At 52.5% G+C, this 23,971-nt stretch carries 14 protein-coding genes; 11 read left to right on the top strand and 3 right to left on the bottom strand.

What is annotated here, in order from left to right; translation table 11 throughout:
• Positions 1-11 precede the first annotated feature (11 nt).
• The 11 genes from CA13_RS09905 to CA13_RS09855 all read left to right on the top strand — a co-directional run bounded on the left by CA13_RS09905 (position 12) and on the right by CA13_RS09855 (position 19,732).
• The gene (locus CA13_RS09905) at positions 12-2,426 is read left to right on the top strand and encodes a right-handed parallel beta-helix repeat-containing protein (RefSeq protein WP_419194139.1); all 2,415 of its coding nucleotides are present in this window, start codon (positions 12-14) and stop codon (positions 2,424-2,426) included.
• A gap of 50 nt (positions 2,427-2,476) precedes the next feature.
• Positions 2,477-3,949, top strand: a complete 1,473-nt coding sequence (locus CA13_RS09900) for a sulfatase family protein (protein WP_419195103.1) — start codon at positions 2,477-2,479, stop codon at positions 3,947-3,949.
• A 49-nt stretch (positions 3,950-3,998) separates the two neighbouring features.
• Positions 3,999-5,186 carry a putative glycoside hydrolase gene (locus tag CA13_RS09895; protein WP_146395957.1) on the top strand — a complete coding sequence of 396 codons (1,188 nt, stop codon included), beginning with the start codon at positions 3,999-4,001 and terminating at the stop codon, positions 5,184-5,186.
• Positions 5,187-5,493: 307 nt separating this feature from the next.
• Entirely contained in the window at positions 5,494-7,098 is a 1,605-nt protein-coding gene (locus CA13_RS09890) for a sulfatase family protein (protein WP_146395956.1), read from the top strand.
• 428 nt (positions 7,099-7,526) lie between these two features.
• Positions 7,527-10,718: a GH116 family glycosyl-hydrolase gene (locus tag CA13_RS09885; protein ID WP_146395954.1), complete on the top strand. Its 3,192-nt coding sequence runs from the start codon at positions 7,527-7,529 to the stop codon at positions 10,716-10,718.
• 350 nt (positions 10,719-11,068) lie between these two features.
• Positions 11,069-12,163, top strand: a complete 1,095-nt coding sequence (locus tag CA13_RS09880) for a Gfo/Idh/MocA family protein (RefSeq protein WP_146403565.1) — start codon at positions 11,069-11,071, stop codon at positions 12,161-12,163.
• Positions 12,164-12,491: 328 nt separating this feature from the next.
• Positions 12,492-14,249, top strand: coding sequence for an alpha-L-fucosidase (locus tag CA13_RS09875; protein ID WP_146395952.1), 1,758 nt, complete (start codon positions 12,492-12,494; stop codon positions 14,247-14,249).
• Positions 14,250-14,349: 100 nt separating this feature from the next.
• Positions 14,350-15,495, top strand: coding sequence for an alpha-L-fucosidase (locus CA13_RS09870; RefSeq protein ID WP_146395950.1), 1,146 nt, complete (start codon positions 14,350-14,352; stop codon positions 15,493-15,495).
• A 307-nt stretch (positions 15,496-15,802) separates the two neighbouring features.
• Positions 15,803-17,701 carry a metallophosphoesterase family protein gene (locus tag CA13_RS09865; RefSeq protein ID WP_146395948.1) on the top strand — a complete coding sequence of 633 codons (1,899 nt, stop codon included), beginning with the start codon at positions 15,803-15,805 and terminating at the stop codon, positions 17,699-17,701.
• A 247-nt stretch (positions 17,702-17,948) separates the two neighbouring features.
• Complete coding sequence (locus tag CA13_RS09860) at positions 17,949-18,524, top strand: hypothetical protein (RefSeq protein WP_146395946.1); 576 nt, start codon at positions 17,949-17,951, stop codon at positions 18,522-18,524.
• 8 nt (positions 18,525-18,532) lie between these two features.
• A complete protein-coding gene (locus tag CA13_RS09855) occupies positions 18,533-19,732 on the top strand; it encodes a permease (RefSeq protein WP_146395944.1) in 1,200 nt (399 codons plus the stop codon).
• A gap of 39 nt (positions 19,733-19,771) precedes the next feature.
• Here the strand turns inward: CA13_RS09855 and CA13_RS09850 are convergent, their stop codons facing one another.
• The 3 genes from CA13_RS09850 to CA13_RS09840 all read right to left on the bottom strand — a co-directional run bounded on the left by CA13_RS09850 (position 19,772) and on the right by CA13_RS09840 (position 23,943).
• Positions 19,772-21,154, bottom strand: coding sequence for a sulfatase (locus CA13_RS09850; RefSeq protein ID WP_146395942.1), 1,383 nt, complete (start codon positions 21,152-21,154; stop codon positions 19,772-19,774).
• A gap of 50 nt (positions 21,155-21,204) precedes the next feature.
• Complete coding sequence (locus CA13_RS09845) at positions 21,205-22,566, bottom strand: BNR-4 repeat-containing protein (RefSeq protein ID WP_146395940.1); 1,362 nt, start codon at positions 22,564-22,566, stop codon at positions 21,205-21,207.
• A 141-nt stretch (positions 22,567-22,707) separates the two neighbouring features.
• Entirely contained in the window at positions 22,708-23,943 is a 1,236-nt protein-coding gene (locus CA13_RS09840; protein ID WP_419194138.1) for a carboxylesterase family protein, read from the bottom strand.
• Positions 23,944-23,971 lie beyond the last annotated feature (28 nt).

The raw sequence follows: 23,971 nt of genomic DNA, 5'->3' as shown, positions 1-23,971 counted from the left end.
CGTTGAGAATAATGAAGGCCTTCAAGGTGTGTTGCCGGTTGCGGTCAATCGATGGACGCGATGGCCTGACTTGGCACAAACCCCCCACAAAGCATTCGCAATACGAAGTGCTTGCCCACGAAGGGAATCGCATGGCGCACCGCGTTGCGGCAAGTAAGAAATTTCTTTTCAGCGTGCTTTTGATTTTCGTCTTGTGTCCGAGTGCATTTGCCAAAGGTGCGTCTGATTTGGTGAAAGTTGATAGAGCGTCGGAAGCGACCGACCGAAATCCGCTGGTGCTTGGCCATGGCGTGGGGCTGTTCAACGTTGGTGCACTGCTGGCACAGGATGATTTTCAATCTCTCGACAACTGGGGCGTTCAGCTTCAACAGCGGTCGGGGTTCGAACCACCACGCGTTGAAGCGAAAAACCACTCGCTGGATTGCCTTGTTCCGGGACGCGGATGCACCGTGTGGTTCAAGAAGAAACTTCCGACACGCGTAATGATTACCTACGACGTGCTTTGCCCCACTCATGAACCCGCAATCAAAGGTGTCCAGCCTCGCGATATCAATAACTTTTGGATGGCAACGGATCCGGCAACGCCTGATCAAGGCCTATTTGATCCAGAACGGTACACCGGAGCGTTTGGAACGTACGACAAGATGCATTGCTATTACGCAAGCACCGGTGGACGTACAAATTCGACGACTCGGTTTCGGCGATACCCGCGCGAAGTCGATGGCAAACCAGCAGAACATATCGCACTGAACGACAAAGACGAAAAACCAGGTTACCTTATCACTCCGGACACCGTGATGACGGTGCAATTGGTGGCCTATGACGACGTGATTCAATACATCGTCGATGGCAAATTGGTCTACCAGATGGGCCGCGGCGATGGCATTCGGTTTGAGGGAACCGACAGCGAGGGTAAAGCTGTTGAGCGGGAGGCCGTCTACGACCTCGATCGCTTTCCTGTATACCGGGAAGGCTACTTTGGGTTTCGCATGGTTGGTACTCACCACATCTATACGAACTTCAGGGCGTTCGCCCTTGAGCCACAGAAAGAAGGGCGTCGTCCGACCGTAGAGGTTTCTTCTCTAGAAGGCTTGCGTGCAGCCATCGCAAAGAGCAATCAGCAAATCGTGTTGAAACCGGGAGCCTACGAGGTCTCGGATCGCAGAGGTTTTCGGTTTTCTGGTTCGAACAATGACGTGGACCTGTCCGGATGTCACATCAAGATTCCGCTTCAGATTGTTTTCGGTAGGCGTCTTTTCAGTCTCACTGGTGACCATATCACGATGCGTGGAGGAACGCTTGAGAACACCTATCCCGATGGTATGATCGAGGTCACTGACTATGGTGCGTACAATCGGGGAAAGAAACTCGGAGGCATGACCGAGATTTCGATTCCTGGGGACGACAACCGCATCGATGGCTTGACGATGACGGTAAGAGGTTCGTTTCCCTACGGTTATGGAAACATGTTTGGGATTGGGGCCGGTAGTGTCCTTGACCTCGAGAAACATTGCGCCATTCAGATCACTGGCGATCGCGCGATCATCGACAGTTGCCACATCAAAATGGAAGCCTTTGGTCACGCGATTTTCGTCCAGGGCGGGGATCGAACCACCGTACGGAACACTTTTGTCGAAGGAACACTGCGGCCCAGTAACGATTGCTACAGCGAAACGAATTCGCGTGATTTGGCCAGTCGATTCGACTACCAACTTCAATGGCCCGAGGAGGTCCGGGGGCTCCCGATTCCACGGAACCACATGATCAATTGTACCGAGGATGGCATCCGGGCCTATAAGGGCGCAGGCGAAATGATTGTGGAAAACTGCGTGGTAAAAAAGACTCGTGGTGGGATCAAACTGTACATGGCCAAGAGTGCCAAGGTCACCAATTGCAAGGTGCTGGACTGCGTCGTCCAGGGGTACTCGCTGCCCAGTCGAGGCGTGATCTCCAATTGCAGCGGCAATGCGGCGTATGGTCCCCTGTTGTACGTGCACTCTGACTCTCACGAGGGACAGACCATTGAACTTGAGGTCCTTCCCTCTCCGCATTCTCTGGGTGACCATCCGCTGGCAGCAATTAAAGGTCGAGGGCACCGGATCACATTCACACGCGCGGATAGTTCGGCGTCTGAAACGCTGCGTCCAATTATCGTCGGTTACCCGATGCGGTTTGATTTTCTTTGCGTTGACTACCCGAGCGTTCCAGATGGGCATGAAGAACACTTCGCCAAGTACTCACCGGCAACCTACAGAGCCTCCGAGATCACGATTTGTAACGAAACATTGCATCCTGTTGTTTTAGGATCGCAGTCCCAGCAAAATTCGGTCATCAGTTCGGGGCCCATTCGTGACCATGGAACCAACACCGATCTAACAGTAACCGATCTCCCCGTAACCGATCTCCCTGTACAGGATCAAAGCTAGATATGAAAACTAATTTATCCAGGATCGCATCGTTCGCGAGTGGCATTGCGATGACGGTCGTCGGACTCAGTGTTTTTGCGGAAAACACGCCGCCAAACATCGTGTTTATCCTTGCCGACGATTTGGGCTATGGCGACGTGCAATGCTTGAACCCAGATCGCGGAAAAATCGCGACACCAGCGATGGATCGATTGGCCAAGCAAGGCATGATCTTTACCGACGCTCATTCGACTTCGTCAGTTTGTACGCCAACCCGCTATGGAATTCTAACCGGGCGATACAACTGGCGAACACAGTTGCAGAAAAGTGTGCTGTATGGTTTCAGCAAGCCATTGATCGATAAGGATCGCCAGACCGTCGCCGGTTTTCTGAAACAACGCGGCTACAACACCGGAGCGATCGGGAAATGGCATTTGGGGTTGGATCTGCCCATGACGGATGATCAACCAATCCAAGGAAACAATCCTGCGAACATCGATTGGAAGGGGACGATCAAGAACGGTCCGGTCGATCGCGGATTCGACTACTACTTTGGTATCTCCGCATCGCTTGACATGCCACCCTATATCTACATTGAAAACGAGCGGTTTGTTGGCGAAGGGACTGCGACGAAAGCCTTCAACCGAAAAGGACCAGCCGAACCAGAGTTCGAAGCCGTTGACGTTTTACCGATGATCGGAAAGAAGGCAGTCGAGTTCATCTCTAAACAAGATGCCTCGAAACCCTTCTTCGCCTACGTTGCATTCACGTCCCCGCATACGCCCATCTTGCCTTCAACACCGTGGCAAGGTAAGAGCACGCTTGGCAAGTACGGTGATTTTGTCATGCAGACCGATGCGGTGGTTGGTGACATTGTTGACGCGATCGATCAAGCTGGCTTCAGTAATAATACGCTTGTGATCATGACCAGCGACAATGGATGCTCGAAAGCAGCTGGCATCACCAAACTACAGGAACTGGGGCACTACCCAAGCGGCCACTTGCGCGGGTCCAAAGCAGACCTATGGGACGGGGGGCATCGCGTACCATTTATCGTCCGTTGGCCCAAGGTGATCGAGCCCGGTTCAATATCGGACCAACTGATTTGCCAGTCCGATTTGATGGCCACTTGTGCTGACATCATCGGAGTTTCCGTGCCGGAGGGCGCGGGCGAAGATAGTGTCAGTATCCGACCGGCTCTCAGCAACCAACCAATCGTGTCGACTCGGGCGGGAGTCATCCATCATTCGATTGGTGGTTATTTCGCCTATCGACAAGGCAAGTGGAAACTGCTTCTAGCGAGAGGCTCGGCAGGTTGGACATCGCCGACAGAAAAACAAATGCCAAAAGATAGCCCAATCGGACAGCTTTTTGACATGCAGTCCGATCCAGGCGAAACGACCAACTTGTATGACTCGCACCCCGAAGTTGTCGAAAAACTTGTAAGCCAACTGACCTCGGATATCGAACGTGGCCGAAGTACCGATGGGCCGCCAGCGAAGAACGATGTCGAAGAGATCGTCCTTTGGAAAAATGCGAAATAAGTGTCCTGTCGAGATCAACTGATTAATTCGATCAAGAGTGGTGAATCTGATGAACCTGAATCGATTGTTCCAAACTGCTTTGCCGTTGATGGTCGTTCTCGTCTCGCTTCCCGCAAAGTGCGCGCATGCGGATGGAAATCGCGAAGTCACTGCGGCCTCGGAAAATTCTAAGACCGTTGCTGACTTCCTTGGTTTCAGTTGGGAACAGGTGCCGCTGAACATTCACTTTGGAAAACGCACCGTTGATTTGACCGAGAAGGAGGTTGCGTTTATTGCAAGCCACAGCCGGTTTGTCGTGCTCGAGAAAGGTCACGGCAGCCGAACGCATGGCAGCACGGAAGCGGGCATTGCCGACTCCGCCCGACGAATCACGGCCCGCAATCCCGATGCGAAAGTGTTGTTCTATTTCAATGCGTTCATCAACTGGGGAGGCTATGACGCGCACAAAACTTATCGTCCGGAATGGACGCTGCGCACCGCTACGGGCGACGTCGTCACTCACTCCTCTGGCACTCCGCGTCCCGATCCGTCCAATGCAGAGTTTCGCGAGTGGTGGTCGGAAGTCGTTGCGGCGGCGAACCGCTCGGCGCCACTCGGCGGTGTGTTCATTGACGCCCTACCGCAGGCGATTTCACCTGCTTTGGCAAAGCAGGTTGGGGAACCAAAGGCACATGCCATCGTTGATGGACTGCGCGAGATGATCGCGTTGACCAAACGCAAGCTAGGACCCGATAGTGTGGTGCTTGTTAACGGTTTAAGGACGACGGATTTTCGCGAAATACTTGACTGGGAAGGCGTCGATGGCGTGATGATCGAGCACTTCGGTGCATTCCGGACATCCGCCCCGGAGGACATCAAAGCGGATCTCGATTCGGTGGCACTCGCTGCTGAGAAAGGAAAGTTCGTGGTTGTCAAAGGGTGGCCGGGTTTCAACTGGCTCGATCGAGAAATGATGAAACGGCCTCATGCGGAGCTGCTAGAACTTGCTCGCCAGCGCATCACGTTTCCGCTTGCTTGCTTTCTGATCGGCGCGCAGACCGGATCCTACTTCTGCTACTCTTGGGGTTACACGGATCGTGACGGCATGCTGGAATCTTATCCTGAATTCGCCCGCCGACTTGGGCCGCCCAAGGATGTCGCCCGGTGGAACGGCCTGACCGCAACGCGTGAGTTTGCGCATGCCTCGGTGCGGATCGATCTGGTCAAAAAAGAGGCCCATATCAAGTGGCACCAATAGTGAAAAAGCGGCACCAATAGTGAGAATGTATCCTACATTTCGAGCAGATGCATTTTTCAACTGAAAGGTGATAGCGTGGCAAGCGGGATGTTTACAAGCGGCATGTCGGTTTTGTCGCAAACCATTATTGCGATGTCGCAGGCTATTGTTGAGATCAGCCCCGATGGAGACCATAATCCGGTAATATAGCAATCGTAGCGTTACGCGACGTGGCACATTTTTGTGATGAATGTGCTTTTTGGTGATGAATGTGTTTTCGCCAGTTGCCAGCGAGCAATTGTCCAAATTCGAAAACGGGCCTGCCCTCATGAACAACAATATTTTTGCGATCTCTCCGACATTTGCGCCTACGGCGATCGTGATCGCACTTTCGTGCATTTCCGTCGTTCCGACGATGGCGACCGACACGCGTCCTAACATCATTCTGATTTTTAGCGACGACCAAGGCTATGGCGACGTTTCGGCGTTGAACCCGGATGCCAAATTCCAGACGCCCAACTTGGACCGGCTGGCTAACGAAGGCATCGCGTTTACTAACGGTCACAGTTCTGATTCGGTCTGCACTCCGTCACGGTACGGCTTGCTGACAGGGCGTTATTGTTGGCGAACGACTCGGAAACAAGGCGTCATGGGCGCCGAAGGGGAATGCTTAATCTCCGACAATCGAACGACGCTTGCCTCGCTATTGCGTGAGCAAGGATACAACACAGCGATGGTCGGCAAGTGGCACTTGGGAATGGATTTCCCGGGTGCGCCAGAGGATCGCGATTGGTCGAAACCGATCCAGGACATGCCGCTCGACAAAGGTTTCGATTATTTCTATGGCGTTCCCGCTTCGTTGAATTTTGGCATCTTGGCTTGGTTTGAAAATCGGTACGCTGCTGTACCGCCGACGATGTACACAAACAAAAAGCCCAACCAGCGCATGTCGGACTATCGAATCATGCCGCCTTATGATGCTTCGCCGCAAGAGACTCGCGAGAAACTGAAGAGAAAGGGGTTCGAGATTGCCCCGGACTTTGTCGACAGCGAGTGTCTGACACGCTTTACCAACAAAGCGATCCAGTGGATGGATGGAAAGGTCAAGGAAGCGAAACAGGGGAAGCCATTCTTTTTGTATTTGCCGTACACGTCACCGCACTATCCCGTTTGCCCGCTGCCTGAGTTTCACGGTCAAGGAAGTTGCGGCGCATACGGTGAATTTTTGATCGAGACCGATTATCACGTCGGTAGAATTATGGCGTTTCTCAAAGACAATGGCTTGGATGAAAACACGCTGGTGGTATTCGCCAGTGACAATGGCCCCGAAAACCATTGGAAGCAGAGTCTCAGTAACTTCGGTCATGACAGTCGCGGAGGCTTTCGAGAAGGCAAACGGTCGGTTTACGAAGGGGGGCACCGTCTTCCATTGCTAATGCGTTGGCCGTCGGGGATCGCCGATCCCTCGCGCCGGTGGGACGGAGTCATTGGGCAAGTTGATTTGTTGGCGACGTTTGCTGATTTGGTCGGTGCAACGCTGCCGGACAACGCGGGCGAAGATAGCCAAAGTTTTGCGTCGGTGCTGCGCGAACCAAATTCGAACCATCAGCGATTGCCGCTAATTAACCATGGCAATAGTGGTGCTCAGAGACGATATTCCATTACAGACAACAATTGGAAATTAGTTCTGCCAACCGGAAAACAATCGTCGGAGCTTTATGATTTATCGGTTGACCGATCTGAAGAGAAAAATGTGGCCGGTGTGCACCCCGAAATCGTCGAACGCCTAACACAACAAATCAACGAGATTGTTGCCAAAGGACGCACGACCCCTGGAGCTCCACAACCGAACGATACGGACTATTGGACGGATCTGACATGGATGACCAAGAAGCAATACGAAGAGTTGGTTGTTGGCGGCGAAATTAAGTGACTGTCGTTTCCCGCCTGGCGACGGCATGCCGATGCTTTGGGTGCTTGCCGAGTCGTTGGGCAAAGAAGGCGAGGCCTTTTGCTTGTTGGTTCCGTCATTGGTCAACAACACAAGGCAACAGCATTCTTTGACGGAAGTTGGGTGTCCCCTTAGCAGATGCAAGCCCCTTAGCAGATGCGAGCCCCTCAGCAGATGCGAGTCAGAGTGGTTTGATAACCGTGAATGGGGTTTCTAGAATCGCTCAGCAACGCATTGCTTCTACTCGAGACGGAGCCAACGTTACGCGCGCCGAAGTGGTTGGTAACAATCCGTCGAGCAGCGGAACGTATTTTGGTCTCGATTGCGTGGTAATCGATGCTGCTGCTGATGAGGAATAACGGTAAACTTTGTATCTGGCAGTTCGCAACAATGACACCGAAAGACATTACATGAACGATCGAGATCACGTTTCGCTTCCTCGTCGCGAATTCTTGAAACTATCGACCGCTGCTGCTGCGGGAAGTGCGATGGCTCAGACACCGGTTATGGCGGGGCCGTTCGATAACACCAACGATTATTTGCGTCTGATATCCGAAGACAAAAAGCTTGATCCCGATTGGGTAAAGTCGCTGTTCGAGCGTGGCGAAAAGGAAGTTTACTCACACACCGACGCGTTGGGCCATATCGGGATGCCGGTCGGCGGATTGTTTGCGGGCACAGTGTATCTTGGCGGCGATGGTCGACTTTGGTTATGGGACATCTTTAACCGTGACCAGGAAGGCATCGCCCCTCGAGAAGTGGTTCATCTTGGAGAAAAACTTAACACACGAGGCGGCGCGAACTACATCGAGCCAGCCAAACCATTTTCACCATTTCGCCAAGGCTTCGTTGTCCGTGTTGGTGGCAAGGATATTTCGCTTGACCAAACGGGTTTTGCAAATGTTACATTCCGCGGCGAGTATCCACGAGCCATTGTGTCGTACGCCGATGCTGAGTTGCCTTTTAACGCACGGCTTGAGGCTTTCTCGCCCTTTATCCCATTGAATGCTGACGACTCTTCGTTGCCGGTGACGGTGATGAATTACACGGTGAAAAACGAGGGGGCGGAGCCATTGGAGATTGGTGTTTTCGGTCATCTGCAAAACGCAGTTTGCCTTGATACCGCAATACATGCCCCGGCTGGGCAACGACGTAACCGCGTCGTTCGTCGCGAGGGTTTTTCGGCAGTAGAGTGTTCCGCGCGAGCCGTCAAGCAACAGGAGCAAACGACCCGCCAGGACATCCTTTTCGATGACTTCGAGAAAGAAACTTACGAGGGTTGGAAGGTCGTCGGATCCGCGTTTGGGGATGGGCCGGCCAAGATAGCGGATATCCCCGACTACCAGGGTGAAGTCGTAGGTAAGGGGACTCGTGTAGTGAATTCGCACGCCTCAGCCCCGGGCGACGGCGTGCAAAGTAAAGACGCGGCCACGGGCAGATTGATCAGCAAGCCATTCACGATCGAACGACGGTTCATCGTATTGCGGATAGGTGGCGGTGCGCACATTCGACGCACGTGTGTCAACTTGGTTGTCGATGACACGGTTGTGGCTTCGGTTACTGGAAGCAGCCAGAACCAGATGTCGTTGTCGTCGATAAACGTTTCCGAGTACGAGGGCCAACAGGCAAGGTTACAAATCGTTGACAACGAAACCGGTGCATGGGGTAACATCGGCGTGGACGATATTGTCTTTACCGACACATCCCCAGAAAACGCCGGCGATCTCGATGCTTTACGCGACTTTGGAACGATGACGATGGCGCTGATCGGATCAGCCGACGAAGTTCGCGCGCACGCCTCGCGTGAACAGGACGGGCCGGAGGCGGTCGGTGGTTTGTCAGCGGATTTGGAAGGTGAAGTTGGCCGGACGGTGACGCTCGGGCCAGGAGAAGAATCGGAGTTCACCTTTGCGATTGCCTGGCATTTCCCGAACTTCCGTGGTCGCGGCGTGGGCAACGAGTTGGTCGGACATCACTACGCATCGCGATTTGACTCGGCGACCGAGGTTACAGGATACGTTGTCGATAACTTCAAGCGTCTCGCTGGGCAGACAAGAAGTTGGGTGGAAACCTGGTATGACTCTACGCTTCCCTATTGGTTCCTCGATCGCACGATGGCCAACACGTCGATCCTTGCCACGACCACTTGCTACCGTTTCAAAGACGGGCGGTTTTGGGCGTGGGAGGGCATTGGCTGTTGCCCCGGGACTTGCACACACGTTTGGCATTACGCACAGGCGCCGGGGCGTCTGTTTCCGGAGGTCGAACGCGATACACGCGAACGAGTCGATTTCGGGATTGGTTTTCACAAGGACGGTGGCATCGGTCATCGAGCATCACTCAATCGCTCTAACCACGCAGCCGACGACGGCCACTGTGGTCGCATTCTTGGCGTTTATCGTGAACACCAAATGAGCGTTGATGATTCGTTTCTTCGAAGTATCTGGCCTAAGGTGAAACAAGCTGTCGAATTCATGATCCGTCGCGATGGAAACGACGACGGTATCCTTGAAGATGCCCAGGCCAACACGCTCGACGCAAGTTGGTACGGTAAGGTGTCTTTTCTGGCGTCACTCTATCTAGCGACACTACGTGCTAGTGAAGCAATGGCGATAGAGATGGGGGATGACGTATTCGCCAAACGTTGTCGTACCATCGCGGAGCGTGGTGCCAAGTCGATTCTTGATTTGTACGATGGCGAGTATTTCTTTCAGATTGAGGATCCGCAACACAGCGATAAGATTGGTGTTGGACCAGGATGCTACATCGACCAAGTGTTTGGCCAAACTTGGGCTCATTGGGTCGGGCTCGGGCGACTGTTCAACCAAGAAAATCAAGTTAGCGCGCTGCGCGCGTTGTACCGATACAACTTCGTTCCCGATGTGGGGCCGTTTCGCGATCATTTCAAGCTCGGCCGTTGGTACGCAACCGCTGGTGATGCGGGGTTACTGATGTGCACTTGGCCCAAGGGCGGGCAGAATCCCGAATTCATTGGTCATTGGCAATACATGTACTTCAACGAGTGCATGAGCGGCTTCGAATGGCAGGCCGCCGCTCATATGATCTGGGAAGGGGTCACCGAGCCAGACCTACTGCAAAACGGGTTGGCGATTTCTCGTGCCATTCACGACCGCTACAACGCAGCACTGCGCAACCCGTACAACGAAATCGAGTGCAGCGATCACTACTCTCGCTCGATGGCAAGTTACGGCGCCTTTCAAGCGGCATGCGGTTTTGAGCATCATGGGCCAAAAGGGCATATCGGCTTTGCGCCTCGCTTGTCACCCGAGAATTTTAAATCTGCTTTTACTGCCGCTGGAGCTTGGGGGGCGTTCACGCAGCGGGGTGACAAGTCGAAGATGGAAGCGGAATTGGCCGTGAAGTGGGGGGAGCTACAATTGAAAAGCATCGCGTTCGGTTCTTTTCCCAAGGCAAACCCAGTAAAGGTCACGGTAAACGTCACGGTGAACGTCACGGTGAACGAGGAGCAAGTAAACGTACCAGCCACTGTTAATATTCAAGACGATCGCGCGTTCGTCACCTTCGAAGAATCACAAACGATCACATCCGGTGACATATTGAAGATCATGCTTGAGACGTAGATCCGCCCAACCTCTATTGGTCCATTGACTGTATTTTTTGCTTCAGCTTGGTGTGATAGCGGGTGCGAATCGTCTGCGATTGTGAATGACGGTCTGTGTCGAGTCGACAATGCCAAATGGTAAAAAGATTTGACGACTTGATTCTGCGGTTGGAAGATACGGTAAACTGTGTCGATGTGTGTGCTGAAAAAGGATTTGCGTTCGATGGAATATCGCGTTAAAGGTGTATCGCAAACGCTTACCCTGCTACACATTCACAGAGCCATTTTCGTTCTCAAAACGGAACCGTTGATAGCTATTCGTAGGAGTTTGCAGTGAACAAGTCAGTTAGCGAAGTCAAAAACGTCGCCATGATCGGACTCGGTTTTGGAGCTGAGTTCATTCCGATTTATCAGGCACATCCCAACGCAAACGTTGCCGCTATCTGCCGTCGCAATGAAGCCGAATTGAACAAGGTTGGTGATACGTTCGGCATCCAAAAGCGATACACGAACTACGATGACGTACTTGCCGATTCCGATATCGACTTTGTTCATATTAATAGTCCGATTCCAGATCACGCTGCGATGTCGCTAAAGGCATTGGACGCTGGGAAGCATGTGATGTGCACCGTGCCGATGGCGACGACGATTGATGAATGCCGGCAAGTTGTCGAGAGCGTGCAAGCGACTGGTTTGAAGTACATGATGGCCGAGACGGTCGTCTATAGTCGCGAGTTTCTTTTTATCCGCGAAATGTATCGACGTGGCGAGTTGGGTGACATCCAGCACTTGGCAGCCTCGCATCCGCAGGACATGGACGGTTGGCCGAGTTACTGGGAGCGGATGATCCCGATGCACTACGCCACGCATGTCGTCAGTCCATGCCTGGGGCTGATTGATGGCCGCGCAGAGTATGTGAGTTGCTTTGGCTCCGGCAAAGTGAGAGATGATATCGCTGAAAAATCGGGCAACCGATTCGCTGTTGAGTCGTGTCATGTGAAGGTGAAGGACCAAGACTTGACCGCACACATTTGGCGATTCCTGTATGACGTCGCTCGACAATATCGGGAAAGCTTTGACGTCTATGGAACAAAGAAGAGTTTTGAATGGACGTTGGTCGAGAACGAGCCACACGTCATTCACACGGCAAAGAAGCCAGAAGACGAGATCCCAGAAAAGGTCGAAGTACCTGATTTCGCACATCTGCTGCCTGAGCCCATTCAACGGTTCACAATGCCAGCAGAGATTCATGACAGCGAACATCTATCGTTTGTTCAGGGCGGTGGCCACGGCGGATCACATCCCCATATGGTTCATGAGTTTCTCAGTGCGTTACTTGAAGACCGCCATCCATGGCCCAATGCGGTGACCTCGGCGAATTGGACCTGTGTCGGCCTGTGTGCTCACGAGTCCGCGCTGAAGGGAGGAGAAATCGTGCGACTTCCTGGATTCACGCTACAGTGAATCTGTGGCAACTCCGGATCCCGTTGAACTTAGTTTTGATAGGCGGTCCATCGCAAAAGATGCTTGCTTCAAGGCATTGTCAACCGATTTCGTCAACCGATTTCGTCAACCAACTTTGTTGGCCATGCGTTGTCGTTTTCCATAACGCAGTTGTAACTTGGATTCCAACCATCGCTTCATGCCTGTTGATCTTTGCATGCGGTTGATTCTTGATGTCGCAAATCATTTTACGTGTGTCGCTTTTTGTGATAGGCGGTCTGTCGAAACGAATTAAGCTTTAGGATCGACGAAGTTCCGTGACTCCTATACCTCGCTTGCACTGGTCTCAATGAATACTCGAATTCTTCGATTGATTAGCTTCGGTTTACTCGCCCTGGTGTCGAGCACGTTGTTTGCCCAGAAACCTGAATCTCGCGAGCAGACCCGCGATGAACGAATGGCTTGGTGGCGCGAGGCAAAGTTCGGTATGTTTGTTCACTGGGGAGTCTACTCGGTAACGGGCGGCCAGTACAAAGGTAAGGAATTGCCTAACAGTGCTGAGTGGATGATGAACAGGGGGAATATCCCAATTGCCGAATACGAGAAGTACGCAGCGAGATTTAACCCTGTCAAATTTGATGCGGCCGAATTTGTCGGGTTGGCCAAACAAGCGGGAATGAAGTACCTCGTCATCACGGCCAAGCACCATGATGGATTCTCGATGTTTCACTCCACGGCCAGCCCCTACAATGTTGTTGATGCCACTCCGTTTAAGCGTGACATTATGAAAGAGCTGGCCGAAGCCTGCCAGGAACAGGGGATTCGCTTCGGATTCTATTATTCGCAGTGCCAAGATTGGCATCATCCCGGTGGAATGGGTAACAATTGGGACAAGACGATCCAACGTGTCAGTTTCGACCAATACGTTCGTGACAAGGCTGCTCCCGAGATCAAGCAGTTGTTGACCGAGTACGGTCCTATTTCAATCTTCTGGTGGGATACTCCTCGCGACATGAGTAAGGAAGCCTTTGACAGCCTCCATTCCAGCACAGGTCTGCAACCTGATGTGATCACCAATGACCGTCTAGGTAAGGACTACCCAGGTGACCATAAGACCTTTGAACGCAAAATCCCGCCGCAGGCTCCTGCGGATAAGTACTGGGAAGTGTGCATGCCAATCAGCGGCAGTTGGGGCTACAAAAAGATTGACACCGATTTCAAATCGCCAACCACTTTGATTCGAAACTTGGTCGACATTGCTAGTAAAGGCGGGAATTATTTGCTGAATGTAAGCCCAACCGGCGAAGGTAATCTGTTGCCACAATCAGTCGAGCGACTGAAGTTGATTGGCCAATGGATGAAGGTGAACAGTGAATCGATCTACGGTACGTCGGCAAGCCCACTTCCCAAATTGGCATGGGGACGTTGTACCGCCAAATCGGTCGATGGAGGCACGATGCTCTACCTGCATGTATTTGATTGGCCCAGTGACGGAAAACTCCTGGTGCCCGCAATTAAGAACGACGTGCGGCAAGCCAGTCTTTTGGCACACGGCACGGAAGTGAAAACGAGGCTCACCGATTTGGGCATCGAATTGACTTTGCCCGGCGAAGCACCGGACCCTTACGCAAGCGTGATCACTATTTCAATTGACGGGGAACTTGAAGTTGGCATTCATTTGCCCACGCCGGATTCGAGCGGTTCTTTGGTTCTGACCGCCGATAATGCCTACGTTCACAACAACGAAGGCAGCAAACAAGCCGGAGTGCGATTCCATGATGACATTGCCCACATTGGATATTGGCTTGACCCTCACGCTTGGGTTGATTGGAGCATCTACATTAACCAACCCGGACGTTACGAGGTGCGGGCAATCATGTCAGTGGAAAAAGAAAAGACGCGATTTGAGTTTGGTCTTCCCGGACAAACGGAAACCGCCGAAGTGAAGTCTACGGGCGGCTATGGCAATTATGTCGAGAAGTCCTTGGGCACCCTTGAAATCGACCAATCCGGCCAATGCAGCATTCAAGTCAAACCCGATCCCGACCACTGGCAACCGATGAATCTTCGTCAATTGAAACTCCAGCGAATTGGAAGCTCACCGTAGAATCGCAATCTGCGTCCTCATAGGAGTGTCGTTAGCGAACGGCAATATCGCTCAAATTGAAATTGCATTCGAACCCATCAACCGAAGGGCGGTCTGTCAGATGATCAAGCGTCGAGATTTCATTCAAGCTAGCGTCGTAGGGGCCAGCGCAGCCGCATCCAGTTCGATCTTTGGAACGACCAGCGTCTGGGGCCAAGACAAGTCGTCCGCTCAGGCAGCCGCCGCGGTCCCGTCGTATTTGCAGGACGTGGCCGACCATTACCAGCAAGACCCTCGCCGGGCTGCGATCGATTGGTTCAACAATGCCGGGTTTGGGTTGTTTCTGCACTACGGACTTTACTCGCTGTTGGGACGCCACGAGTGGGTTCAGTACAGAGAGAAAATTCGCGTCGACGAATATGCCAAGCTGGTTGACCGTTTTAACGCAGAAAAGTTCGATGCCGATTTCATCACCGACCTGGCGCTTGATGCGGGCATGAAGTACATCAACATTACGACACGGCATCACGACAGTTTTTGCTTGTTCGATTCGAAATACACGGATTTCAAAAGCACCAATAGCCCAGCCAAACGGGATTTGGTCGGCGAGCTGGCTGGCCAATGTGCTACAAAGGGACTCGGTTTCTATTTGTACTATTCGCATGGACGCGATTGGCGACACCCACACGCCCCCAATAACGGTGATTGGGGTGGTTCGGCGCGACCCAAATACGATCGGCCGGAAACGTTTTACAAGTATGGCGACGAACACGACTTGCAAGTTTACGTCGAGTTCATGAAGAATCAGGTCACCGAACTGCTTACCAACTACGGTCCCGTTGGGGCAATTTGGCTAGACGGATTTTCAACCCCTGCATCTCGTCCAGATAAGTTGGCTCAATTCAAATGCCAAGAGCTGTACGATCACATTCATTCGCTCCAACCGCAAGTTTTGGTGTCGTACAAGCAGGGGCTAATCGGCAGCGAGGATTTCAAGGCACCCGAGCGGAATTGGAAAGGCAAGTCCGAGGTCCCGTTGGAAATCTGCGACACGTTGCAGCCGCACGGTTGGGGCTACACCAAGGCGGACGATGGCAAACATAAAACGGCCGACCAAGTAATGGGAATGCTGCGCAAAGCGCAGGGAATTGATGCGAATTTGTTGCTCAACACTGGCCCATTGCCCGATGGTTCGATTCATCCTGACGACGTCAAGACGCTCAAGGAAGTCGGGCGACGATTGCGACAGGTCCCGCCGAACGGTTGATGATAGAGCAATCCTACAAGGAAATTGCTCTAACGGAGGAACTCAAATGCGGCTCGCCGGGCACCGTGCGATGAGCAAGGTACTCTTATTCGTCGTATCCTCATGGTGCGTGAAACCGTCGCACCCAAACGTGTTATGATTGCTTTACCTAGTGGTATCGCCGATAATCGGCGACTTAGACGTTTGACACTCGCGAATCCCACCCCGGCCCCGTCCATCTGCCCCGTCCACCTAGTGATGAGACATTCTAGACTTTACCAATGGGCCAAAATGAGAGTGAAGGGTTTTGCTCAACAGGAAAAGAATAATGATACGAGTTGTGTTAGCCGGTTTGATGTTGACGGTGGCTGCTGTCGCAAATGCTGAAACAAATTACTACGATCCATTACCGTTTGGCGATGATACGCAATGGGCAAAGAAATCAGATAACTGTGCGATCGGCAAGTGGTGGGAATACACCGTTCCTCAAAGGAACCGCGAACGCCCCATGACGCAGTGGTTCATACAAAGACCCCGTGACGAAACGATGGCGTTCGCGATTTACACGCACGATCACGGTATCTTGAAGATGACCGCTCAGTGCTTTCCGTTGTTGCCGGAAGAGCCCAAAACCGTCACATTGGAATTGAAGGTTAACGGCGAGTGGAAAAAAACTCAGGAACAACCGATTGTCTATCCTGGGTGGTCCGCCCACTTCCGCGTTGAAGGTTGGGATAATTCCAAGGACGTTGCTTATCGTGTGCGTCTTGATGAATTGTCCAGCTTTGAGGGGCTGATTCGTAAAGACCCACAACACAAAGAGACGCTCGTATTTGGCTCGCTGAATTGCAATTCACCGAAGGACGATGAGTTCGAAACACGCAAGCAGATTGTGGCCGCGATCAAGCATCATGACCCGGACTTGCTGTTCTTTGCCGGCGACCAGAACTATACCCACGACGAAGCCACTTACGGTTGGTTGCAGTTCGGCGTTCAGTTTGCAGAAGTCCTCAAAGATCGACCCGTGATTTGTATACCGGATGATCACGATGTTGGACACGGTAATCTTTGGGGTGAAGACGGCAAAAAATCCAACGGTCAAGACGGAGCGACCGATGGGGGTTACATGTATCCGGCAGCGTTCGTGAAGATGGTTGAACGTCAGCAAACTTGGAATTTGCCGGATCCATTTGACCCCACACCGGTCAAGCAAGGCATTGGCGTGTACTACACTGATCTTAATGTTGGTGGGATTAGCTTCGCGATTTTGGAAGATCGCAAATTTAAGTCTGGCCCGAAAGGAAAAATCCCAAAGATGGGCCCACGCAACGACCATATTCGCGATCCATCGTACGATCGCAAATCGGTCGACAAGCCAGGTCTAACGTTGTTGGGCGATCGACAAATGGTGTTCCTCGATGCATGGGCTAGGGATTGGACCGATGCCGAAATGAAGGTCGTTCTTTCTCAGACTGCGTTCTGCGGTGCGGTTCACATGCATGGCGGTAGAGACGGTCGACTGCTTGCCGATTTGGACTGTAACGGTTGGCCACAAACGCCTCGCAATGAAGCCGTCCGTGCTCTTCGTCGCGTGCGAGCAACGCACCTCTGCGGCGATCAACACTTGGCCGTTATTGTCAAACATGGCATCGAAGGGTTTCGCGACGGCCCCTATGGTTTTACTGCTCCAGCAATCGTCAATACGATCTATGGCCGTTGGTGGCATCCGCTGGATGAGCAACCCGGTGGTGGAGAGCCAATCGATTCCCCGAATCCTTGGGTCGGCGACTACGAGGATGGCTTGGGCAACAAAATCACGATGATGGCCTACGCCAATCCAGAGAATCGCAAAGAACGCATGATTCGCGGTGATGGTTATGGGATCGTTCGTTTTCACAAACCGAGCGCAAGAACAACGCTTGAGTGCTGGCCTCGATTCGCGGACCTTTCCGCTGGCGATGCTGCCCAATACCCAGGTTGGCCGATCCGATTTAACGCCAGCGAAAACGATGGACGCAAACCGGTTGGCTACCTCAAAGAAGTCACCCTTCCGGTCGAAAACGCGGTCGTTGAATTGACCAATGAAGTTACCGGCGAATTGGTTTACTGTTTCCGAACGAAAGGCAAGTCTTTCAAGGCTCCCGTTTATTCCAAGGCCAAGCACACGCTTAAGGCCGGCAGGAACAATGGGGAAAAGACGTTGCTTTCCGGTGCGGTTGCCCAGTAGGCATCGGTCTTCCGATAGAACCGTTCCCGATTGCTCCTGTTGATCAGGCGTCGTGATCAGGCGGGTTACTTTACCTGTCCAGAGGAAAAGTGAAGATGCATGCTCTCGATTTGTGTCGACTGCAAATGCTCAGGGAGCGGGCGAATGGTGGGTGAGATTCGTGAGGCCTGAGGTTACTGAGACCTGAGATTCGTGAGACCATCGAGAACTTGATATTTGCTCCAAGAGGATACCCAAACACTTGAAATTGAAATCGATCCTTATTGGTGCTGGAGTCGTCGTTGCGTTGGTCTGGTGGAATGTTGCTGAAATTCCCAACTTTCGTATCGACACGTCCAAGGTGAAATCGATGCCTATTCCTGAATCGGTTTCTGCTGCTAAGTTGGATTGGGCTTGGTTTGATTTGGTCGAGACCGACGAATCCGAAGGGAAATGCAAATTGGTTTCGATGCCCGAGCCGCTTGGATCGCTGGAGGGAAAGGTCGTTGTTGTATCAGGACCCTCTTTTGCTTGTGGCGATCAAATCGTCGAGCGGTCCGATGGCTATTCGATTCGTGGTTTTGTCATGGTTCCCTATTTTGGCATGATCGATTGCTGTGTTGGAAACCCCATTCCCTATTACCAATGGACGATTGTCGTTAAGGAATTGCGTTCGCCATGGGAGATCAATCACAAAGGGATCATTGACCCAAGCGTTGTGGTGCGCGGTGTGTTGCGAGTCGAACGCCAATCATCTCAGGATGGCATCTTTTTTCTGGATCAAGCTGAAGTAATCGACTCTGTCGAACACCAAGCTGCTCAAGAACAGCTAATTGGGGAGTAGGCGTTACGATGGTTTTTTGGATGATCGCCAAGATGTTCTTGGCGGCCTCTCCCTATATCGTGTTGGGCTTTTTGATGGCCGGTGCGCTGCATCAGTGGGTCCCCCCGGATCTGCTCAGGCGGCATCTCGGACGGCGCGGCGGGCTTCCGCTACTGAAGGCGGTTGGTATTGGATCGCTGCTTCCAATCTGTTCGTGCGGGACGATTCCATTAGGCGTTGGGCTTTATCGCTGCGGAGCTGCGGCTGGCACGATCCTCAGTTTCATGACCAGTAGCCCGGTGCTCTCGCCGGTTGTGGTCCTGTTGTCGATCAAGCTATTGGGTTGGAAGATGGCTTGTACCCTGCTTGGTACCGCCTTACTAGGATCGTTCTTAATCGGTTGGGTCGGCAACCATATTCTTCCGGATGAAAACTCCAACGATATTGACGAGACCAAGCAATACGAGCCCGAGCCAGTTGCACGCGGTGGCAATTCGATTCTTCAGTGGCTGCGTTGGACGTTTTGCGACTTGGGATCCCATGTTGGTGTGGAGTTGGTGATCGGGTTAGGCGTGGCCACGCTGGTGATGGCGTTTTTGCCGTTGGAATTTATTTCGACTTGGCTCGGTGGTCAGCACATCACAAGTTTACTGTTGGTGATTTTGCTCAGTTTGCCGGTTTACTCTTGCAGCGTGCCGTCCGTACCGATTGTGCAGAGCCTGCTATTGTTGGGGCTAAGCCCGGGGGCTGCTGTGGTTTATATGATGGCGGGTCCGGCAACCAATATGGGCGAGCTAAATGCAATTCGTGCGAACATGGGGGGCAAAGTCGCTGGATATTATGCCATCGCATTGATCGCCGTAGCATTAACTGCAGGAATCGCGACGGACCGGCTTATCTTTTCCGGTTACCAATACGATGCCACCACAATCAATGGTGAACTTGTCGTACGCCAGTGCTGTGTACCCGTTCTCTACAACGAAACGTCAATCTATGCAATCGACTTTTCGGATGTTACGGCTTTGCAGTGGGGATCTGCTGTTGTTCTGTTTGCCGTGGTTGCCTACGGTTTGTACGACAAGATAAATGAGTTTCTAATCAATCCCTGCCGTTCATGCCTATGGCGAGACTATGCAGAGAAGAACCGCTGTGCCCAGAAATGTCATGTGCGCCGCAAACACGATTTCTACAAAAAATTGAAAAATCGTTGTCGTTGCAAACGTGACTGAAGATCCTCAGGCTGAAGACGGTGCTTGCCGGAGCGCAAACTATTTCCACCAAACGTGGTCCAAGCCCGGAAAGCCGGCGGGTAGGAGTTGTCGCTTCCATTCATCGAAGGCTTGAGCGAGTGCTTGTTGTTGCTCTGGGTAAAGCGAAGCTTGGTCGTTTTCTTCCCCAAGGTCTTTGTCGAGATCGTACATTTCAAGCAGTTCACTTTTTGCTTCCTTCACCAACTTGCTATCTCCGCTGCGCATCGCGAATGTTTCGTGACGAACGTTGTTCCAGAAGAATGCGGTGTGTGGCGAACTCGGATCCTTGCCGGTCAAGAACGGAATTAGATTTACACCATCGAGCGGACGGTCCGGTGAAGTGGAGGCTCCTGCAAGTGAAACGGCAGTGGCAAAGATGTCCAACGAGATCACAGGGCTGTCGTAGTCGATGCCCTGGGGTAGAGTACCCGGCCACTGCACCGCGAATGGCACGCGGACGCCACCCTCGTAAAACGATCCCTTGCCATCGCGCAACGGACCGTTGTTGGATGCGTTTGATGTTTCTGGTCCACCATTATCCGACAGGAAAAAAACCAGCGTATTCTGTTCGAGTTGTTGTTCCCGCAAAGTCTGCAACAACCGTCCCACACCGTCGTCCACTGCGCTGACCATGGCGGCGTAGGTTTTTCGTTTTTTGTTGGCGATGCCTGCAAAGCGGTCGAGATATTTTTCCGTTGCTTGTAGCGGCGTGTGGGGCGCATTGTAAGAAAGGTAAAGAAAAAACGGTTTTTCGCGGTGTCGTTCTACGAACGCAACCGCTTCGTTTGACAATTCATCGGTGAGGTACTCGTCGGTCGTTTCGCGGGTGTAGTTGCGCATGATCTTGGTGCGATACCATTGCCACTTTTGTCGGACTTCGCTCAAGTCATTGAGCGTTAATTTTTCCGGGAAGTAATCGTGACCGCCGCTAAGGAAACCGTAGAATTCATCAAACCCGCGTTTGAGCGGGTGCTGTGTTGGATGAGAACCCAGGTGCCATTTTCCCAGCACGCCGCTGGTGTAGCCGACGGTGCCGAGCGTTTCCGCAAGATTCTTTTCGTCTTGTGGCAAACCGATGGTGGGGTCGGTCGGGTCAATGCTCGGATTGACACGAAATCCAAAACGGCCCTGATAACGACCGGTCATCAACCCGGCCCGACTCGGACCACAAACAGAGAAGCTGACATAGCCGTTTGTAAAGCGGACACCGTTCTCGGCGATGGAATCAATGTGGGGCGTTGGAATGTCTTTGCATCCATTGAATCCAACATCCGAATACCCGAGATCGTCAGCCAAGACGATTACGATGTTTGGTGGCTGCTCTGCCTGAGTCGCCGAACGGAGGCCAAGCAAAGGGGGAAGAGCAAGGCACAATATCGCCATCAACGGGATTCGATTCATGGCAGGTCACTCTCTCATAGGGGTGTTAACGGCGCGTGTTTTTTGTCTTACTATTTTACACTTTCGACCAACCCGATGGTGTCGAGTTGGAAATCGGTGTAGGACTTGAAGTCGCCACGATTCCAAAGAATGACGCGTGTTTCGCCGTCGCAAACAACCATCGGTCGGAGGTTGCGGACGGGGGAATCCTTCGTTACGGCTTCCCACTCGATGGTGTTGACATCGTCGCGGAGTCCCACTTTGGCGCGGTAGATTTCGTGCTTGCCGCCGCCATCCTTTCCGGTGGTTGGATCAACGTCGGTGGAGATCACCACGATTGACGGATCTTTCGGATCGAGGCTGATCAGGCCGGTGTAGCTCGACTCTGCTGTATACAGACACTTGCCGGCAAAGGCGACCTGCCGATCATGCCATTGCTTGCCGTCCCACGAGGCAATCCGAAAACGATGGTCCTCATTAAATAAATGCACTGTATAGCCGATATGGGGATGACCCTGTGCGTCGATCGTCATGGCGGCTGTCCAGGCCCGGTTTTCTTCACTTTCATTATCGGCGATCCCATTCTTACCGTTACCTTTGTAAACAAGTTCCGCTTCACTCGGCACAAGTGGGCCATCTTGCTTTAGATCCTTGATGAGTGTCCCGTCAGCACGGAAGTACTTCCCATCACGAAAGGCCGTGTAGTAGATGCTATTTCCAAAGTTGCGTGGATGTGCGTCCGTAAAGCTAACGTGCACAGTATCGATTCCGTTACCTGCATAGCGGACGTAGGGGCGTTGGTATCCTACAACCTCGCTCTTGATAAAGTGGGTGTCTTCGCCCCATGTCAGCCCGGCATCCGTTGAAGTAATGAAGCAAGGGTTGTACTGAAATCCGCGGTAGAAGTTGTACAGTTTTCCTTCACTGCTCATGTTGTAGAGATTCATGTAAGTGACGCCGTCACGCTCCGCCAAAGTGTTGTTGTGATCGAACACCTTTTCCTCGCTCCATCTCAGCGGGGCGTCGGGATCCGAAATGCGATAGCGATGCAATTTGTCATTGCCGTGTAGTGCATAGACTGCAAGTACGGATCCATCAGGTCGAGCAAAGAAGACGGGCGAGTTGTGGTCGTCGCGTTGGAAGTTGTCCCGCATCGTTGCCGTGCCAATCGGTTGTTTGGTTTTCAGATCGTAGACGCCGACGCGTGCCGATCCCGAGCCGTTTCCCTTCACCGAACCGATAAAAAGTTTTCCGTCATGCATGATGGATCGTGGATCCTGGTACCAGCACCAGCCACCTTCTTCCATGAAAATGATGAAGCCGTGCTGGTCCGCAGTCCGGTCGTAGGAGGCCGATTGTGCATTGGTGGATGCGGCAAGCGTGGAAAAAACGGTAACCGCAGATAACGCCGCAATCGTAAAACGTGAAGTCATGTTGTTTTTCGTTTCTTGAAGTCGGGGGGGCACAGGTCAAGTCATCTCGGCTTGGCATTGCGTTGTGTTTGTAGGCATCGTGTGGTAGTGGTTCGGACCGTTGTCTACATTAACGCATTGTCGTACAGCATCGGGCATCGCTTATTCCAAGATAATTTCGGCGGAAGCGGCTGCAGCGAGATCTAAGCGTTCGGCGAGCGTTTTCTCTAATACTTTGATGCTGCGATGAACTCTTCTGGAAAACGCAGCTTTGTTGTTTACGGATACTTGGACATCTTGGTCGAGATCTAGAAGATTGTCGGATAAACGGATTCGCGTCCCTGTGGGGATTTCGCCACTGAGTTCAATGTGTTGTCCGTTAACCGTCGCGGTGATTGTCGTACCCTTTTTTGCTGTGCCTTCAGGGATTTTGAGCCAATAGAATCGGTCGTGCGTTACATTGTCTTGGTACCATATGATCTTCTTTGGCCACGGTTGGCGTTCATAGCTAGCCATCCAGGGAAGGGCTTCCTGGTCCTTCCGATTCATCCAATGGCCGAGCCCTTCATAGATGCGTACTAGATGCACGTATCCGTCCGGATCGGCTTGGCGAAGTTCGTCAAGTTCCTTGGCTTTGTTTGCAGCGATCGTGTTACGTTTGTAGGCACGGTCGTTACCTCCCATGAAGATTGCGAAGGGAAGGTTGCGGAGTCCAAGCAATGAGGCCTCATTCGGGTGCCCTGCCATCATCGAGGCTGCTGCGAATCGATCCGCCATACGAGGTGCGAGCTGCCAGACGCCGTCACCGCCTGCGGAGTACCCCATGATGTAAACTCGGTTGGGATCGACTCCGTGCACCGCAATGTGGTTTTCGATCAATCTCGCGAACAGAGGGTCGATATGGTTTTGATGCCACAGATCCCATGTGTCCGTCGGTGCTCGCGGCGCGATGTAGATTCCCTCTTTTGGCTGGTACAGTTTGACTTGGTTTTCCCATTGGCGGTCGTTTACGATCGCCGGTGCTCCGCCGCCACCGTGCATCGAGATCCAAAGGCTGTGTCCATTCTTCGGTCTTTCTCCATAGGTGGATTCTTTCCACTTCAAGGTCTTGTCGTCAATCGTGATATTCTTCTCTGCCAATTCCTTCCGACGCTGGGCATGGGACGATTGCACTTGTTTCTTGAAGATCAGACGTGCTTGCTTGGCGACATCAGCCTTCGGCAGTTCGACTGGCGAGGGCATCGAGTCCGTGGTGAAAATAACCGAATTGGATACTCCCGAGTCGGCATTACACAGCGCTATTTGTCGATGGTCGTCGCCGAAATCCTCGGCCTTTACGACTGGCCCGAGAAAGGCCGTAGTGAGCACGCTCCAGACAGTGAATAACCCATATCGCATTCTTGTCGTTCTCGTTGTTTGCATTGTC

The sequence above is a fragment of the Novipirellula herctigrandis genome (assembly GCA_007859835.1).
Lineage (GTDB): Bacteria > Planctomycetota > Planctomycetia > Pirellulales > Pirellulaceae > Novipirellula_A > Novipirellula_A herctigrandis.
Note: the sequence above shows the minus strand (reverse complement) of the source record. Positions and strands in the feature narration are given on the sequence as shown.